At 33.9% G+C, this 17,711-nt stretch carries 15 protein-coding genes and 2 pseudogenes; 8 read left to right on the forward strand and 9 right to left on the reverse strand.

The window, feature by feature from the left end:
* Nucleotides 1–238 precede the first annotated feature (238 nt).
* The 5 genes and pseudogenes from OPS21_RS04235 to OPS21_RS04250 all read left to right on the forward strand — a co-directional run bounded on the left by OPS21_RS04235 (nucleotide 239) and on the right by OPS21_RS04250 (nucleotide 4,478).
* Nucleotides 239–733, forward strand: a complete 495-nt coding sequence (locus tag OPS21_RS04235) for a reverse transcriptase/maturase family protein (protein WP_265027747.1) — start codon at nucleotides 239–241, stop codon at nucleotides 731–733.
* A 58-nt stretch (nucleotides 734–791) separates the two neighbouring features.
* Complete coding sequence (locus OPS21_RS08065) at nucleotides 792–908, forward strand: group II intron maturase-specific domain-containing protein (RefSeq protein WP_406719366.1); 117 nt, start codon at nucleotides 792–794, stop codon at nucleotides 906–908.
* Nucleotides 909–980: 72 nt separating this feature from the next.
* A pseudogene (locus OPS21_RS04240) lies at nucleotides 981–2,007 on the forward strand (IS481 family transposase).
* Nucleotides 2,008–2,083: 76 nt separating this feature from the next.
* Nucleotides 2,084–3,403: an IS4-like element ISWosp7 family transposase gene (locus OPS21_RS04245; RefSeq protein WP_264336711.1), complete on the forward strand. Its 1,320-nt coding sequence runs from the start codon at nucleotides 2,084–2,086 to the stop codon at nucleotides 3,401–3,403.
* Between the two features lie 133 nt (nucleotides 3,404–3,536).
* Complete coding sequence (locus OPS21_RS04250; RefSeq protein WP_264337207.1) at nucleotides 3,537–4,478, forward strand: IS110 family RNA-guided transposase; 942 nt, start codon at nucleotides 3,537–3,539, stop codon at nucleotides 4,476–4,478.
* 240 nt (nucleotides 4,479–4,718) lie between these two features.
* Here OPS21_RS04250 and OPS21_RS04255 read toward each other — a convergent pair whose 3' ends face one another.
* The 3 genes from OPS21_RS04255 to ubiE all read right to left on the reverse strand — a co-directional run bounded on the left by OPS21_RS04255 (nucleotide 4,719) and on the right by ubiE (nucleotide 7,617).
* A complete protein-coding gene (locus tag OPS21_RS04255; protein WP_264337209.1) occupies nucleotides 4,719–4,931 on the reverse strand; it encodes a hypothetical protein in 213 nt (70 codons plus the stop codon).
* Between the two features lie 122 nt (nucleotides 4,932–5,053).
* Nucleotides 5,054–6,751: an ABC transporter ATP-binding protein gene (locus tag OPS21_RS04260; RefSeq protein ID WP_264337211.1), complete on the reverse strand. Its 1,698-nt coding sequence runs from the start codon at nucleotides 6,749–6,751 to the stop codon at nucleotides 5,054–5,056.
* A gap of 167 nt (nucleotides 6,752–6,918) precedes the next feature.
* Entirely contained in the window at nucleotides 6,919–7,617 is a 699-nt protein-coding gene (ubiE, locus tag OPS21_RS04265) for a bifunctional demethylmenaquinone methyltransferase/2-methoxy-6-polyprenyl-1,4-benzoquinol methylase UbiE (RefSeq protein WP_264337213.1), read from the reverse strand.
* Between the two features lie 176 nt (nucleotides 7,618–7,793).
* On the opposite strand from ubiE, the gene OPS21_RS04270 reads away from it, so the two are divergent.
* Together OPS21_RS04270 and OPS21_RS04275 are read left to right on the forward strand one after the other, a co-directional pair.
* The gene (locus OPS21_RS04270) at nucleotides 7,794–8,918 is read left to right on the forward strand and encodes a Bcr/CflA family efflux MFS transporter (protein WP_458694673.1); all 1,125 of its coding nucleotides are present in this window, start codon (nucleotides 7,794–7,796) and stop codon (nucleotides 8,916–8,918) included.
* A 138-nt stretch (nucleotides 8,919–9,056) separates the two neighbouring features.
* A complete protein-coding gene (locus OPS21_RS04275) occupies nucleotides 9,057–10,493 on the forward strand; it encodes an ankyrin repeat domain-containing protein (RefSeq protein ID WP_264337214.1) in 1,437 nt (478 codons plus the stop codon).
* 125 nt (nucleotides 10,494–10,618) lie between these two features.
* Here the strand turns inward: OPS21_RS04275 and OPS21_RS08155 are convergent.
* Nucleotides 10,619–11,508 (reverse strand): annotated as a pseudogene (locus tag OPS21_RS08155) (transposase); the annotation flags it as partial.
* Between the two features lie 121 nt (nucleotides 11,509–11,629).
* Nucleotides 11,630–13,459, reverse strand: a complete 1,830-nt coding sequence (gene typA, locus OPS21_RS04295) for a translational GTPase TypA (protein WP_007302691.1) — start codon at nucleotides 13,457–13,459, stop codon at nucleotides 11,630–11,632.
* Between the two features lie 222 nt (nucleotides 13,460–13,681).
* On the opposite strand from typA, the gene gltX reads away from it, so the two are divergent.
* Complete coding sequence (gltX, locus tag OPS21_RS04300) at nucleotides 13,682–15,031, forward strand: glutamate--tRNA ligase (protein WP_264337216.1); 1,350 nt, start codon at nucleotides 13,682–13,684, stop codon at nucleotides 15,029–15,031.
* Between the two features lie 207 nt (nucleotides 15,032–15,238).
* Here the strand turns inward: gltX and holA are convergent, their stop codons facing one another.
* From holA to OPS21_RS04320, 4 genes are all read right to left on the reverse strand, one after another.
* Nucleotides 15,239–16,258, reverse strand: coding sequence for a DNA polymerase III subunit delta (gene holA, locus OPS21_RS04305; RefSeq protein WP_007302689.1), 1,020 nt, complete (start codon nucleotides 16,256–16,258; stop codon nucleotides 15,239–15,241).
* A gap of 5 nt (nucleotides 16,259–16,263) precedes the next feature.
* The gene (locus tag OPS21_RS04310) at nucleotides 16,264–16,446 is read right to left on the reverse strand and encodes a hypothetical protein (RefSeq protein WP_015588477.1); all 183 of its coding nucleotides are present in this window, start codon (nucleotides 16,444–16,446) and stop codon (nucleotides 16,264–16,266) included.
* A gap of 113 nt (nucleotides 16,447–16,559) precedes the next feature.
* Entirely contained in the window at nucleotides 16,560–17,369 is an 810-nt protein-coding gene (locus tag OPS21_RS04315; protein WP_007302687.1) for a metal ABC transporter permease, read from the reverse strand.
* Nucleotides 17,363–17,710 (reverse strand): Mth938-like domain-containing protein, encoded by a 348-nt coding sequence (locus tag OPS21_RS04320; protein ID WP_017532635.1) that lies wholly within the window; start codon nucleotides 17,708–17,710, stop codon nucleotides 17,363–17,365. Before OPS21_RS04320 ends, OPS21_RS04315 begins: the two co-directional genes overlap by 7 nt.
* Between the last annotated feature and the right edge of the window lies 1 nt (nucleotide 17,711).

The raw sequence follows: 17,711 nt of genomic DNA on the forward strand, positions 1-17,711 counted from the left end.
TTGCTGGTGAGAAAGTTTTGCTTACTAGCTAAGTTGGTAGCAGAAAACGGAATACGTAGAATGATGTAATTGCGATAAGTAACAAATACATTGTGGACTTTTGAGCTGACAGAAGATATTGGAAATGTTCTGCCAAATAGTGGATGTGTTGAATCTGTAACTGTAATTTCCTTAGTTACTTGATTATTGAAGAGGGTATTAAGGTGATTGATCGTTTGATAACATCGATCATAACTCACTGTTAGAAAAACTCAATACCACACCAACTCTAAAGAGAATTATAAAAGGATGGTTGAAAGCAGGCATTATCGAAGATAGAAAGTTTAGTCCCACCAAACGTGGCACAATTCAAGGTGGAATAATTTCTCCATTACTTGCATGTGTAGCACTATATGGACTAGAACAGAATATCAAAGAAGAGCTTAAGAAAGAACTTTTCCAATATGCGAAAAAGAAATATGGTAGGGCGTCTCGCAAGCAGGCGCAAAATTCAGTTAGTGTAATTACGTACGCCGATGATTTTGTGGTTTTACACGAGAGCGAGGAACTTGTGATGAAGGCAAAGGTTCTAATTGAAAAATGGCTAAAACCCGTTGGATTAGAATTAAAGTCATCAAAGACAAGAATTGTACATACACTGAAATCCCTAAATGGGGAAAAGCCAGGATTTGATTTTCTTGGATTTTCAATAAGGCATTATCAAACACGTCAAAATAAGAGAGGTTACAAGTAAACCAAGTCGTAAATCTATAAGTCAACACTTGTTATCTATTAAACATAAGCTTAAAGAGTTGCAAGCAGCACCACAAGAAGCTGTAATAAAAGAGCTTAATCCAATAATTAGGGGTTGGAGCCAATATTATACCTCTGTAGTCTCAAGCAAGGTCTTTAACTTATTAAGGTTGTAATAGTTTAGACTTGATCTGACAGATTAACAAAGTAAGATAAAAATATAAATAAATTTTAAAGGAGTGTCAGATATGAGTAAAACACAAGAAAAAATACTAAAACCAAAGTTGGGGTTGCTAGAACTTGCAAAGCAATTAGGAAATGTATCACAGGCGTGTAGAGTAATGAAGGGATACATTTTACCGCTTCAAAGAGCTGTATGAAACAGGAGGGGAAAAAGCATTATACGAGATAAACAAAAGCAAACCATTACTTGCCAATAGAGTACCAAAGGATACAGAAGAAGCAGTAGTTAGTAGAGTTTCCAGCATATGGACAAGAAAGAGCAGCTAATGAATTAAAGAAAAAAGGAATTCTAATATCTGCTAGTGGGATAAGGTCAATATGGCAAACTCGAAAATTTTAAAAAGAGGTTGAAGGCGCTGGAAGCGAAGGTGGTCCAAGACGGTATAATTTTGACAGAGGAGCAAGTTGCTGCTTTAGAAAAAACTAAGGAACAATTAAAGAGGCCAATGGCGAAATTGAGACACAACACCCTGGATACTTAGGTAGTCAAGATACCTATTATGTAGGCAATATCAAAGGTATTGTATCAACAAACTTTTATTGACACCTACTCTAGAGTGGCTTTCGCTAAGCTTTATACGGAGAAAACTGCTATCACAGCTGCAGATCTTCTCAATATACCATTTTTTGATGAACAGAAAGTTCCATTGCTACGCATTTTAACTGATAGGGGTACAGAGTATTGTGGCAAACCAGGGAATCATGCGTACCAGTTATATTTGGGAGTAGAAAATATTGATCATTCTAGAACCAAAGCTTATTCTCCACAGACTAATGGTATATGTGAAAGGTTTCATAGAACTATGCAAGATGAATGTTACAATATTATCTTCAGGAAAAAGATTTATAGTACTTTGGAGGAGCTTCAGTTAGATTGGCTGCATTCTTACAACAGAACTAGACCTCATTCCGGTAAGTACTGCTATGCAGACCTTTTTTGATAGTATGCATATTGCTTACCAAAAAAATATTGATAACATAAAACGGGAACGTTCAAAAAAGCATACGCGTCAAGTTAAGGAACTGTGGTAATAAACTTAGTGTAAGGAAGAGAAAAAGAAGATATAAGTTCTCTTAAATTTAACAAAGAAAACGGAGAACTTATACAATGAAAAGAATAGTTTGCATCTCAAAAAAGCTCAAAGAATTTTTTAATGAAAAAGCAGATAAAATCTCAGCTACAACAGGGTTCATAAAAAGAAAGAGGAAGCTAAAAGGCTCGTCGTTCATAAAAGCCATCGTTTTGGGTAATATAGGGATTGATAATTGTAGTATAGAGACAGTGTGTCAATTATTGAATGAAGACTCGATAAATATAACAAAACAAGGTCTGGACTTTAGATTTACCAAGGAAGCAGTGGAATTCATGAAAAGAATGTATAATGAATCTTTAACGTTACTTAAAAATACCTTACAAGTTGATTGCAGAATCTTGAAGCACTTTGGAGGTGTTAAATTATTAGACAGCAGCTATATTAGCTTACCTAACAGTATGGAAGACATGTATAAAGGTTATGGTACCAGCTACAGTGGTTATGAAAGCAATACTAAGTCTGGAATAAAGTTACAATTAGTTTTTGACTACCTAAATCAGACATTAGACCAGCTTAATATAACTGAAGGAATAAGGTCAGATCAGGGTTATAGAAGCCATTTAAGCAATATATCGAACAACGATTTACTAATATCTGATTTGGGTTATTTTGTGCCAAGTTCTTTTAAACAAATCAATGAAATAGGAGCTTATTTCATAAGTCGTTATAAATCCGATACTAACATATATGATATAGAGACAGGTCAAAAAATAGATTTACTAGAACATTTGGGAGATCGATCTTTTCTAGAACAGGAGGTATTGTTAGGAAAAGAGACAAGGGTTAAAGTAAGAATTATATTTAAAAAACTAACTGAAGAACAAGCTATGGCTAGAAGAAGAAAGGCTAATAGGTTAGCAAGATCACATGGATACACATCTTCTCAAAGGAACCAAAAGTTACTAAATTGGTCGATATTTATAACTAATGTTCCAAAAAGTAAGATTAATGCTGAGCAAATACTAGTAGTTTACCGAATAAGATGGCAAATTGAATTATTGTTCAAATTATATAAGAGTAATATAAGGCTTGATAAGCTGAGAGGAAAGCCATACAGAGTATTATGTGAGCTATATGCCAAATTGTGTGCAATTCTTATATTTCATGGAATAGTGGGTTGCACAGAACTGAAAAAAAATACGGAGCTTAGCTTAACAAAGGCATTTATTGAGCTAAAAAGACGGGTTAGAGAGTTATTTTTAGCACTAAATAATAAAATTAAAGGCTTAAATATTTTTCTCAAAAAGCTTACCATAACTTGGTCGCAATTTTCATTAAAAGACAAGTACAGAAAAACTAGGGTATCCACCTTAACTTCTCTAAATTTGCTTTAACTTGACGCGTATGGACCTTAGTACACTCCTAGCTTAAAATAATGTAGTACGAACGGTAGAAGGATCTAAAAGATCGAATTACAACCCTGTATAGCATTTACGTTATTATTTGATTATATTTATAGGTATAAAAATGGCTAGAATAGTTTTTATGGGTATTGATGTTTCAAAAAAAACACTTGATATCTCAATCGACAATAAACATCAGCGTATAGAGAATGAAGAAAGGGCTATATCTGAGTTTATAAGATCAAGAATGACTAACAATATATTTGTTAAGTTATGTGCAGTAGAATCAACAGGCGGTTACGAAAAACTTGTCATAAAATTGTTGCGAGAACATAACATAGCTGTTCATAGAGCTCACCCAAACCGGGTATATGCGTTCGCAAAAGCCTGCAACCACTTTGCAAAAACAGACAAATCAGATGCAAAATTGCTAGAAAAGTATGCCGAATTTATCACGAAAAATGATGAGGTAGTAGAATGCATAGTTTCACAAAAGCAAGAAGAACTAAAAGAATTAAGGGCAGTTGAGCGCAACCTAAACGACGATGTTCACGCAAATATGTGTCGTTTACATAAGGTTACAGGGAAAGCTAGGGAATATATAGAAAAACAGGTAGAATTTGCCAAAAAACAATTAGAGCAAATTAGACAGGATATAGAAGGTATAATAAACTCTGACCCTGATTTGAAGGAAAAAAGCAAACTGCTAACTAGCTATAAAGGTGTTGGACGAAAAATAGCAAGTATCCTACTCATAGAGGTACCTGAGCTTGGCAGGCTAGATAATAAGGAAATAGCTTGTCTAATTGGAGTTGCGCCAAAAACCAATGAAAGCGGAAGGAAAGTGAGTAAAGCTCAAATCATAGGTGGCAGATTTTATGCTCGAAAAGCATTATACATGTCTGCCGTGGTTGCTATTCGTCATAATAGGAAAATGAAAGCACTTTACCAGCGTTTGGTTGACTCTGGTAAAGCCACTAAGGTTGCATTAGTTGCTGTGATGAGAAAAATCGTCGTTTGTTTAAATGCCATGATAAAAAACAACAATTTTTATCTTGATGCTTAAGACGGTAGGTCTTATCTAAGACGGACTGATCTACATGTAATGTAAATTTCTTTTTATCAGTATTGTTGCCACTTTTAATATCGTTATTAGATAATATGTTGATATGTGAGTTATGAGACATATAAACCTCCTGAAATGGTTATGTTAAAATTAAATAAAACCAAATAAAAAAACTTATTATAAACTGGACAGTCTGCCATATCTTTAAGTAAGCTTATTGGAACATGAGTCAATAATTCTCTAATAGAGAAAACCAAATCCATCATGATAATTGTGGAATGTATCATGATAATTATTATGCAAACCAAAATGATTATGATATAAATCAAATTGGCCATGGTGTAAATTAGGTGCATGTGCAAGCATATGAGACTGCATATGCGAGAATGCTGGTGCTTTTAACGCATAAGAAGTCATATGCTGTTTTGGCAAAGCGTTACGAATATGAATCATAATAATCCTCTAAAAATATTATAGAACTATTATAGGTCAAAATAATTAAAGATTTAATAACCAGATTGCCAAATTTAGCATAACAACCAACAAGTATGACTCAAATTTTCCTTCAGTTTTTACTATATCTTCGCCAATTTTGCATACAGCCCATCTTTACTCATTAGAGAATCATGAGTACCGACTTCTTCCACTTTCCCGCAATTAATCACTATAATCTTGTCAGTTTTGAGTGCAGTTGATAGCCTGTGCGTAATTATAATTGTTGTTCTGTTTTGCATTAATTTGCTAAGTGCTTTTTGCACTAAGTTCTCACTTTTATAATCAAGAGCGGAAGTTGCTTCATCAAGTATTAAAACCTGAGGATTTTTTAGTATTGCTCTTGCTATTATGATGCGTTGTTTTTGCCCTTCAGAAAGTTTCAGTCCTCTTTTTCCTACAAATGTATCAAATTTATCCGGCAGCTTATCAATAAATTCCATCGCATACGCACTGATAGCTGCTTGCCTGACTTCCTCATATTCAGCACCCGGTTTGCCGTATAGTATATTTTCCATTATTGAGCAAGAAAATATCATGTGATCTTGTGGTACTAAGCCAAACAGCGATCTTAGATCATTTAGCGCAATTGTCTTAATATTCTGTTCATCGATAGTAATACTGCCTTCACTTGGATCGTGAAAACGGAGCAGAAGCTTTAAAATGGTGCTCTTGCCACTGCCAGATGGTCCAACAATTGATACTGATTGGCCTGCCTCTATAGAAAATGATACGTTATTTAATGCTGGCTTATCAGCATAAAAAAATGTTACATCGTTAAACGCAATTTCTTTTTGAATACTATTAATTCTTATAGGATTTTCGCCATTTACTATAGAGCTTTTCATGTTCGTAAACTCAAACAAACGCTCTACAATTCCAAGACCTCGTTGTAAATCACTGATATTATCGCTCAAATTATTTATAGCTCCTGCCGCAAGCGCTGAATAAAACACAAATGAGGAGAGTTCTCCAATGGTCATATTATTACTTAAGACTTCTTTTATTCCAAAAAAAAGCAAAATAACTAGCGAACCTATCACACACGTGATAACTAGAGTTACTAAAATAGCACGCAAGAGTACTAATTTTACGTATGATTTTGATACTGAGTTTAGATGTTTCTGAAAACGAATTTTTTCATTTTCTTCTAGTACAAATGATTTAATGGTTACTATAGATCTAAAATTTTCCTCACTAAATGATGCAAGCTCACTTAATTTATCCTGAGCAAAGCGTGCATAATTGCGAACTTTTTTTCCAAGTGAAGTCATGATAATGAGCAGTATGGGTATTATTGCAGCTGCATATGCGGTTAAATGTAGATTTGTGTATAACAGCATTGCAACACTACCAGTCAGTACCACAAAATTCCTCAATATTGTCAATAAGCTGCTGTTTATTATCGATTGCAATGCAGAGGTATCAGTAATGAGTGCTGAGATAACATCTTGCACACCTGTATTCTCAAAGAAACTTGGTTGTAAATCAGTAATACTGCTATATAAGTCATATCTGATTCTTGCGACAACTTTTTCGCTGCCAATGCCAATGAAATATAACCGAATAAATGCAGTGAAAGAAATGCCTAAAACTATCAGTATTGCAACTACAAGCTTGGTAGTAAAGTTATGCTCTGCACCAGAATCAATTATGTTGCTTAAGCCCCTACCAAAAAGAAGAATCGTTAAAGCTGAAAATAGAACTGCAATAAAAGCTATGCTAAAATAATGTAGACTAGGTTTTATATAGTAAAATAGCTGCTTAATGTTAGATCGCATTTTATTTTAAAGTTAAGTATTTAGCTTCAGGAAAAAGTTACAATATTAGTCTACAGTGTACTTCGTTAGAACAATACGTTCAAGAAACTTTAGCTTGATTTCTACTCAAGGAAAAACGCTGCGAAATTACAGAAAGTTAGCAAAAAAACTACTGAATAGACCAGAGTTTATTTTGTTCCAATGTGTAACGCCACTATTCCATAGCTCATATTATAGAACTCAACATTCTTAAAGCCTACCTCTTCAATTTCCATTTTAAAATTAGTTTGAGTTGGAAATTCTCTTATGCTTCTTACTAGGTATTCATAAGAACCCTTATCTTTAGCAACTATGCTACCAATTTTAGGAATTACTTTAAATGAGTATAAGTCATAAAATTTGGTGAATATCTCATTTTGATAATGCATAGGGGCAAATTCCAAGCAGACAAATTGTCCATTTGGCTTTAGTACCCTATATGCTTCACTTAAAGCCTTCTTACGGTCGGAAAAGTTTCGAATACCAAAAGCTACTGTATAATAATCAAATTCGGAATCTTCAAATGGTAAACTCTCTGCATTTGCACATACCCAATTGAAATTTAGCTGATTTGAATTTATAGCTTTATCACGCCCTTTGTCCAGCATGTTTTGATTTATATCACATACTGTAACTTGAGCACTTGGCTCCCCTCTTGCTATTCTTATAGCTATATCTCCTGTTCCTCCAGCAATATCCAAAACCTTGGAGTGCTTTTTAAAATTCACACTACTTACCATCTTCTCTTTCCATAGCCTGTGCATTCCAAGGCTCATTATATCATTCATGATGTCGTAGCAATTTGCTACAGAATCGAAAACCTCTTTAACTAGTTGTGATTTATCCATATTTTATATAGAGATTGCTTACATAATTATTTTAAACTTTAGCAGTTAAATTAATATACTAATGAGAAAAATATACTACAATTAAACATATTTAATCCAGTAAATCATTAGTGTCGACAGCTTTTTCACAAAATATCATCTCCCTTATTATGATATTATCTGTAGCAGTTGTTGATATGGCAACAGACTTATACTCAGTTGCATTGCCAAGTATTGCCAACTATTTTAAGGTGAAAGGTAATATAGCGCAGCTTACGATCAGTTTAAATTTAGTAGGAATTGCAATATCTGGATTAATTTATGGCCCATTGTCAGACTATTATGGCAGGCGCCTAATAATGCTGATTGGTATGACAATTTTTACTTTAGCAAGTATTGTATGTTGTATAGCTGATAATATTATACTTTTAATATTAATCCGGTTTATACAAGGGGCTGGAGCTGGTGTTGCAGGCGTTGTCGGATATGCAGCAATCAGGGATATGTACTCAGGTAGTGAATACTCAAGAGTAATCTCAAAGTTAAATATGATAGTAGCACTTTCACCTGGAATAGCTCCAGTGGTAGGCAGTTATATAATTTCACATGGTTATAGTTGGAAGTTTTTGTTTTTTATCATATCACTTGCCGCAATTATTATGCTCATTTTTATTTACTTGAAGCTACAAGAAACGCTGACCGTAAATAAAAGTAAAGCCAGTATTAATATCTTCAAGCAGTATATATTAATATTTAAGAATTATCGTTTCCTTGGGTTTTCAGCCATTCATGGATTAACTTTCATGTGGCTTTGGGCATACATTGCTAACTACCCGTTCATATTTGAATCAATGGGCGTTGAAGTACAATATTTTGGCTATCTCATATCAATCATAGTTATATTTTACATAATTGGAACTTTAATTAATAGAAGGTACGTACCAAAAATAGGAGTGAGCAAGATGTTAATAATAGGTTTGGTATTACCGATGATATCGGATGGTTTATTGGTATATTTTTATCTCACAAACAAGTTAAGTGTACTTATTCTTCAAGTTCTTTGGATTCCGAGCAATATCGGGCTTGCACTCGTAATCAGCAATAACGTAACTTCTGCTTTAGAAACAATCAAGGGTATAGGGCTTGGTAGTGCAGTCCTCTCATTCTGCAATATGATGTTTGGAGCTATTGGAATATATATAGTAGGAAAATTTTTTCACTATAGTATTTTACCAAATTTACTGTTAACAGTTGCATGTTCTATAATTGCAATTCTTATATATAGTTTACTTAAATATACTGAAAAACACAGAGAAGGCTGATTACAATAGATTTCTTATATAACCTTATGAAGGTGTAATTTCGGTATGTGGTGCTGGCATCCAGAGAACTTTATCTGCAGAGTTCATTGATTATTAGCAACTGTACCATGATAATACAATTTCTATAGAAAAGTGCAGATGAGTGGCAATTTTATTGATTACACACATTTTAACAGCTCCCTAAATCAGGGTGAGAAAGTTCGATTAGCTGAAAAGACTCACAAAGTTAGGGAAATCTTCTTAAAATATATCAGCAATGATGTTCATAATATGTCAGTTGAGGTTCTTAACACCTATGATTTTGGAAAAGAATATAATGATATATTCAAACAACCAAACAGTATTCATGTACAATTTGGAGATGTTGGAGATAAAGTATTAATTTACTCATGGCCTCGTTACAACGAGTTTGATGAAAGTAAATGGAAAAATTTTCTATCACAACTAACAAAGGATCATAATCTAAAATTTATTGGAACTGGGCCACTTGAGTTTAAATATGAAGGTTTTAATTACAGTGTGTATCCTCCAGCTTTCAACTTTTCACAAAAAGAAATATCTTCAAGACAAATCAATAAAGTTTATACCCTTTTCAAAGCGACAATTTCTGATGATTATAAAGATTATGAACCTTTAGCTTTCAGCTTTTCACAAGAAGAAGTAAATAAAATTATAGAAAATATTAAAAGATCTCATAAGTCAATAAAAAAGCAAGTCATTGACCATTACCAATCATCAGGAAAAGATTTTGTTAAAAATGATTTAGACTTCATAAAGATTGGTACCGATATAAATAATAAAACAAGATTTAGTTCTGTAATATATTTTAACAAACCCAATGGTGTTAATGAAATTAAATTAGAATTATATAAAGCGACTCCCTTACACTTATTTGCTAAGCTTGGGGACAGTTTTTCTCAGCAGCTAGAAGATGATCTAGATAAGGGGGCAGATGTTAATGCAATAGATGAAAGTGAAAAGACCCCTTTACATTATGCTGCTAAAAATGGTCATATAGAAATAGTAAAAATTCTATTAGCAGTAGACGGAATCGATATCAATGTAAAAGACAAGGATGAAAAAACTCCTTTTGATTTAGCTAAAACAGAAGAAATAAAAGCTCTATTATTACAAATCATAGAAAAAACTGATGACAGTTCAGCATCGACAGATAGTGAAGGAGATCAAGAGGAAGATACTGAGCAAGAAGGTAATGTGCAACCAGTGATACAAGTAGAGGAAAAATCACAGGAAATCATTGTAGAAGAAGTCAGTGATGTACAAATTGAAGATGCTGATAATGGACATTCTATTGACATAGCACTTACACAAAATGGTGTTAATCCACGAAGTGAATCATCAACAAATGAAGAACAGCCGAGCTCTTTTTTTGATAATTTGCTTAATATAATTATGAAGCCCTTTTCTTTAATTGCATCATTTTTTGGTGGTTTTTTTTCATGGTTGTTTGGATCTGATGAATCATCAACTGAATCTGATCAAATAATTGCACCGAGTAACTCAGGAGGAGAGGAGCTAAAAAACTATCAAGAGAGTGACAATAATATTATATAATAGATTTCTTGCATAACTGGAGTGCAAAGAAAAATCAGTTTCAAGTGAACCCCTTATTGTCATTCAAATAGCTGACACTGGAATGGCTTTATTGCATCACTCTTCGGATAATAGGTAACGTGGAATGAAGCTATCTCAAATTTAGCCATGCCTATATCAGTAATTTTGTTAAGCAAATAACACTTGAGCTCTCTCACGATTAACCTCAGATTTGTTTCTAAAACTAAACCAAAATGTTTGCTTCAGTCGCGAGAAAAAACTTTCTATATAAGATCTCTTCCCATAATTTATCTCTTTTTTCCACCTCTTCATACCATCTTCATCATATGACTTTATGAGCTTGATTGTAGAATTTCTCTCATCCATATAATCCAACTTTGGATGCTCTACTGCATTATTTTGCGGAGGAATCCTTGTCTTTATGTCAAGCTCATCGCACAGTTTGTATAACTTCTTTCGATCTGTCTGCATATAGTGTGCTTATATTATATTTAACATCAATCCTTGCAATAAGATCACATGCTCCATAGTGGTCAGAATAAACTCCGCCACTGTATTTTGCTGCTATAACTTTTTTGCTACCTATCTCTAGCATTACATCTTGTTTGCTCATAGCGGCGATACTTTCTATCTGTACCATTTGCCTTGCTATGACCTGGAATATTATTGTACTATCTATGGCAATCTCAATATCTTCTGTATTATTTTTATCATGTCTTCAATTTTGATGTTAAGTTTTTTAAGCCTTCTTGAGGCCTGTAATAACTTGCAAGTTTTGCTCAAGGTACCCTGCTATAAATCCCGCTGTTTGTCTCAGACCTATTCTAAATAAATAAGTTATTATGTGAACCAGAATCACGAACTTATCGCTATAAATATAGTTGCCAACAGCCATTTTTGGACCTTTTTCGTACCAATTTTCTATGGCATCATTGACGTAATAAAAAATATTTACCCTCTCTTGGAGAAATTTGTTATATTCATGGCAGTTACTGACTCTCATTTTTTGTGGCATATTTTTCTTTAGTAGGTTAAATGCTTGTCTTATAGTGAATTTTGTCAGTAACTGCCAGCTCTTTTTATTTGACCTATGCAACAAAGCCCACTGGAATCCAGATTTTTATCAGGAACGTTGATTACTCTTTATTCTTCGCCCTTCCTGCACGTTTACGTTCATTTGGATCGAGGAACTTCTTACGCAAACGTATAGATTTTGGAGTTACTTCTACCAATTCATCATCGTCTATATATGCTATCATATCCTCCAGTGTCATTATTTTTGGTGGAGTAAGCTTTATAGCTTCATCGCTACCTGAAGCTCTTACGTTTGTTAATTGCTTACCTTTAAGTACATTTATTTCTAAATCATTGTCACGACTATGCTGACCGACAATCATACCACAATATACCTTATCTTGTGGCTTAACAAACATAATTCCCCTATCTTGCAGATTGAAAATTGCATACGCTACTGCTTCGCCTTTGTCTGTTGAAATTAAAACCCCATTACGCCTTCCGGAAATTGAACCTTTATGTGGAGCATAACTGTGAAATAAACGGTTGATTATACCAGTGCCGCGAGAATCAGTTAAAAATTCTCCTTGATAGCCAATTAATCCCCTTGATGGCACTAAAAATGTCAACCTAGTTCTGCCACTACCAGAAGGTCTCATGTCAGTTACTTCACCTTTTCGAAAGCTAAGTTTTTCCATGATGATTCCACTATACTCATCATCTACATCAATTACTACTTCCTCTATAGGTTCAAGTTTTTTGCCATCTTCTTCTTTAAACAGCACTCGAGGCCGTGAAACTGAAAGTTCAAAACCTTCCCTTCTCATATTTTCAATCAGTACCCCAAGCTGCAACTCACCACGTCCACCTACTTCAAATGCTTCACCACTTGGAGCCAAAGTTACAGTAATTGCAACGTTTGTTTCTGCTTCTGCATATAAACGATCTTTTATAACAGTTGAGGTAAGTTTTGTTCCCTCTTGCCCAGCAAAAGGTGAGTCATTCACGCTTATAGTAATCGCCATTGTTGGCGGGTCAACTGGAGTTGAGCTGATCGCAGTTGTAACTTCTGGTGCTGCTATAGTGTCTGAAACTGAAGCTTTCTCAAGTCCTGCAATGGCAATGATATCACCAGCTACAGCTTGCTCTACTGGAACGCGTTTTAAACCAGAAAATGAGAGTAACTTAGTTAATCTCCCTCGCTCAACCACTTGACCATCAAGATCAATTACCTTAAGATCTGAGTTAACTTGCGCAATTCCTTGGTAGATCTTTCCTGTCAATATTCTGCCAAGAAATTTATCAGATTCAAGTAAAGTAACTAGCATAGCAAAAGGTGCATTTTGATCATAAACGGAAGGTTTTATGTAATCTATCACCGTTGAAAATAATGGGCTTAAATCTTTTCTCTCATCAGATAGCTCCTTAGCACACCAACCATTTCTACCTGAAGCATAGAGTACTGGAAAATCTAGTTGCTCGTTGGTTGCATCAAGGTTAAAAAATAACTCATATATTTCATTTAGTACTTCATCAATTCTGCTGTCTGGTCGATCAACCTTATTGATTATCACAATCGGTTTTAAATTTGCCTTTAGTGCTTTTGACAACACAAACTTAGTCTGTGGCATTGGACCTTCTGCAGCATCAACCAGTAGTAATACACCATCTGCCATGCAGAGCACCCTTTCCACTTCTCCACCAAAATCCGCATGTCCTGGTGTATCAATGATATTGATTTTCTCATCACCCCACATTATTGACGTACATTTTGCAAGTATTGTAATCCCACGTTCACGTTCTTGATCACCACTATCCATCACTCGTTCTTGAACTTCTTGATTCTCACGAAAAGTGCCACTTTGTTTTAACATGTTATCAAGTAAAGTAGTTTTTCCGTGGTCAACGTGTGCAATTATTGCAATATTGCGGATTGATTTAAATTCACTCATTTCTTATCATTTCAAATTTAATTTAATAACAAGTATACGTATAATATATTTAGAGTAAATAACTAAAGCCGTGCTTTCAGAGTATTTCAGGCAGATCATGGAACTCTAACAAAAAGGTTTCATGTTCGCTGTACTTTGTAGCAACTAACACCAAGACAAAGAAGAATCTTGCTTTAGCAGTACATTTATATAAAATTAAAATAAACTAAAGTAATCATTTAAATGCTAACAAGATTCGCTCCAAGCCCAACTGGCTACCTACATGTAGGAAACATACGCACTGCACTCATTTGTTGGATGTACACACGTAATCAAAATGGAAAATTTTTACTACGTTTTGATGATACTGATCTTGAGCGTTCAGATATCAAATATGTAGATAATATCATAGAAGACCTAAAATGGATTGGCATAAATTGGAATTCAAGTTTTAAGCAATCAGAGCGTTTTGAGCGCTATAACGAGGTGTTCTTACAGTTAATGAAAGAAGGTCATATTTATGCATGTTATGAAACAAGAGAAGAATTAGACACTAAACGAAAATTGCAATTAAAACAAGGTCTTCCCCCTGTTTACGATAAAGGTGCGTTGCTTTTAACTGAGCAAGAGAAAATTCGTTATGAGCAAGAAGGACGAAAACCACATTTCAGATTTAAATTGGATAGAAATGAAACTGTAAAATGGAATGATGAAGTTAAAGGCGAAATAAATATTGCAACAATTCATATCAGCGATCCTGTAGTAAAAAGAGAAGATGGAATTTATACGTACATGCTACCTTCTGTTATTGATGACATTGACTTTAATGTAACCCATGTTGTACGTGGCGAAGATCATGTAACTAATACCGCAGTTCAGATTCAAATGATTCAAGCATTAAAAGCGAAAATTCCTATCTTTGCTCACCTTCCTCTACTACATTTTGATGATAGCAAAATATCGAAACAGAAAGGCGGGCTGGATGTCAAGTCCATAAGAGAAGATGAGATTGAACCAATGGCGCTAACTAGCTATTTAGCAAAACTTGGAACATCTGATCCAATAGAAGCTCATGTTGATATGCAGCCTTTAATTGACTCATTTGATATCAAAAAATTTAGCTCAGCATCTTTACAATTCAGCTTGAGTGAAATGTATAAGCTAAATAGCAAAGTGCTGCAAAAAATGCCATTTGAAATGGTGCAAGATCGTTTAAGTCAAATTGGTTCAGAGTTTTGGTATTTTATAAGGAACAATATAGAAAGGTTTTCTGAGGTGGCTAAATGGTGGAGAATATGCAAATCCGGTATAGAGCCTGTGGTTCTTAATAAAGAGTTTATAAAAATAGCGCTAAGTTCATTGCCTAAAGGTGATTGTAATGAAAACACATTATCAGAGTGGGTTAAAAATATTCGACAGACAGTTGATATAAAGGCAAAAGATCTATTTATGCAGTTGCGCCTCGCTTTAACAGGAACAGAAACAGGTCCAGAACTCGCTAAATTATTAATTTTTATCGGTAGAGAGAGCATTGTTGCAAGGTTAGAAGAAAATCATACAAAAGGTTTAAATGCACCGAATGTATTTGAATGACACCAATAAGCATTGTTCAGGAAATGTGAAAATATTAGATTTCTTGTCATTCCAGTTTCTGCTCCTGTCATTCCAGTGCTTGACACTGGAATCCATAATCTTGCCAAAACGTTGTATTTTAAAATAACTTCTACACATATCCCATATTTCTGGATCCCAGTGTCAGCTACTTTCATGACAACATTTAGTTGTTTTTTCTCGTCTACCTTATTTTACTACTCTGCTGAACGAATAACACCAATAGTTAATCTCATGCTGAAAGATCATTTTATGGTCCAAGTCAGTTCTTTTACAAGTCACTTCCAAGCTCATCAAATTTTCTAAGATCTTCTTAAGTTCTGAAAGTTGCAAACTTTTCAAATGAGATTTAAAACTCTGCAATTGTTTGAAGAACAATGGAGGACTCAGCTGGTCAATTGCAGCTTGTTCATTCATTCCATTTTGTATTAACAGCAAAACGCTTTCTAGCCGTAGAAAATAATTTGATATAATACGGATTAATGCTATCGGTGAAAAATTCTCTTGTAATATCAATACATCGGAAATTTTGATGAATTGTCCCATGTCTTTACTCACTATTGCAGAGCACAGATTATCAAGTGTAACATAATCATTGCCGGAGGTTGAAAAGCATAGATCTATATCAGCAAGTTTAAGATCTTTTCTTTTTCCTAGATATAAAACTAATTTTTCAAGCTCTGAATATATAGGCAGTTTGCTATGATTAAAATAAGACTGCAAGTGGTAGATTATCTCACTTGTGCACTCTATATCATTTTGTTTCAAGTAACTTGATATAATATCACAAAGATTACTACCGCTGTCCTTATAGCAGGTAATGACACCGAAAATTTTTGAGCTTTCCATATAACTTTTAGTTGTAGAACTATATGGAAGATCATTTGCTATCATTACTATATAATGATCGCCTATATTATGATCCAATATGTTTCTTAACTCTTTAGATATACTTCCACTGACATTTATCAGCTTAACTAACCTTTTTTTAGTAAACATCGAAATGTTTGCCAACTCGGAAAATAACAAGCCAGGCGACTTATTCACTACTGCAAAATCCATCACCTGAACTGAATACTCATTCAAGTTGGCAATTATTTCCTGTACAAAAATATCGACCTTACTATTGTCACTCCCATGAATTAATACACCACTTAAAGTATCGGGTTTCTCAAGGAATTTTTTAACTTTAGATGGCGTGATTCTCATGCCATCTATATTATATTATCACTACTTGGTGGTACATCATTTGATTGCACATCAGTTTCCAACAATTCTGAGCTTTCTTGATTTGCTGTATTCTGCATATCATCAGACACTTCTTTCTTTCCCGTAACATAATTATAAAAATTTTTTATAGGCTGTCCTATATATCTAGAAAAAAATCCTTCGGCCATATCTTTCACTCCACAAATTAACAATTAGCACATAAAACAACGTAGCAAAAACTACTTTACGCTCAGATAGTTACACTCATTTGTTAATGAATTATGAACTTCCGAGACCAAAATTAAGTCGATCTACTTAACACCAATCTTATAAAATAAGCAATGATTAAATACACAGCTGCGATAAGTATAATTGCAGGTCCAGTTAATAAGTCAAAACTTGCAGATAATATCAAACCTGATACTCCAGAAATCACAGAAAAAACTGTTGCAACAATAATCATTTGCATTGGAGTTTTTGAAATGAGTCTTGCTGATGCAGCAGGTATTAACAAAAATGCAGCAATGAGTAATATTCCTATTAATTGAGCAGAAATTGCAATAAAGATAGCGAGTATAATCAAAAATTCTAGCCTAACAAAATTAACATGTACTTTCTCAACTGTTGCCAAATCTTGATTAATCGAAATCATCAGCCAATAGCGCCATCTAAATATTAATATCAAAGTAACTATTACGGAGGTTAGAAAAATTGATATTATATTACTTTGGTCAATCATTAATATGTCACCAAAAAGTGAGCTAATAATACTATTATTACCTGATGGAAGAAAAGACATAAGTATTAAACTCGATGATAAAACTACATTGGTAACTATGTTCAATATCGTATCAGCAGAGTATAATTTATTAAAATTAAGAGAAAGTAGTATAGCAAACATAATTGCAATGAGCATTATACTTACCGATGGGCTGATATTAAAGATCAAAGCAAGTGCAATACCAAGCAATGAAGAATGGGACAAACTATCACCTAAATACGATAACCTTTGCCATATCATAAATGACCCTAGAGCTCCTGTGACTAGGCTAATCATAATTACCGCAATTAGACTGTTTATAAAAAAACTCTGTGTAAATATCTCTAACATGCTATCAGATAACTGACAACAAATCTATCTTCAGATATTAAAACGTTATGGGTTCTGCATGCAGAACCCGTCGTCATAAATTCAAAATTTAAATTCTTTTGCTCCATAAGATAAGACTTCATTGAACAATCGCGTATCTTACCAGTACCTATTATCAAAATCTCTATTTCCTCTGTTAAAAAAGATTTAAAATACTCCTTGTTATTTATATCACTTTCTTTCAATTTAATCACCTTTTCAGGAAAAATTATAATTGAGCCATGATATTCTTGATTATTTACCCAAAATCTTTCTTCCCTGTAACCATCTATAAGATTTTTCTTCTTGGAAATTAAGGGCATA

The sequence above is a fragment of the Wolbachia endosymbiont (group B) of Chorthippus parallelus genome (assembly GCF_947251815.1).
Taxonomy (GTDB): Bacteria; Pseudomonadota; Alphaproteobacteria; order Rickettsiales; family Anaplasmataceae; genus Wolbachia.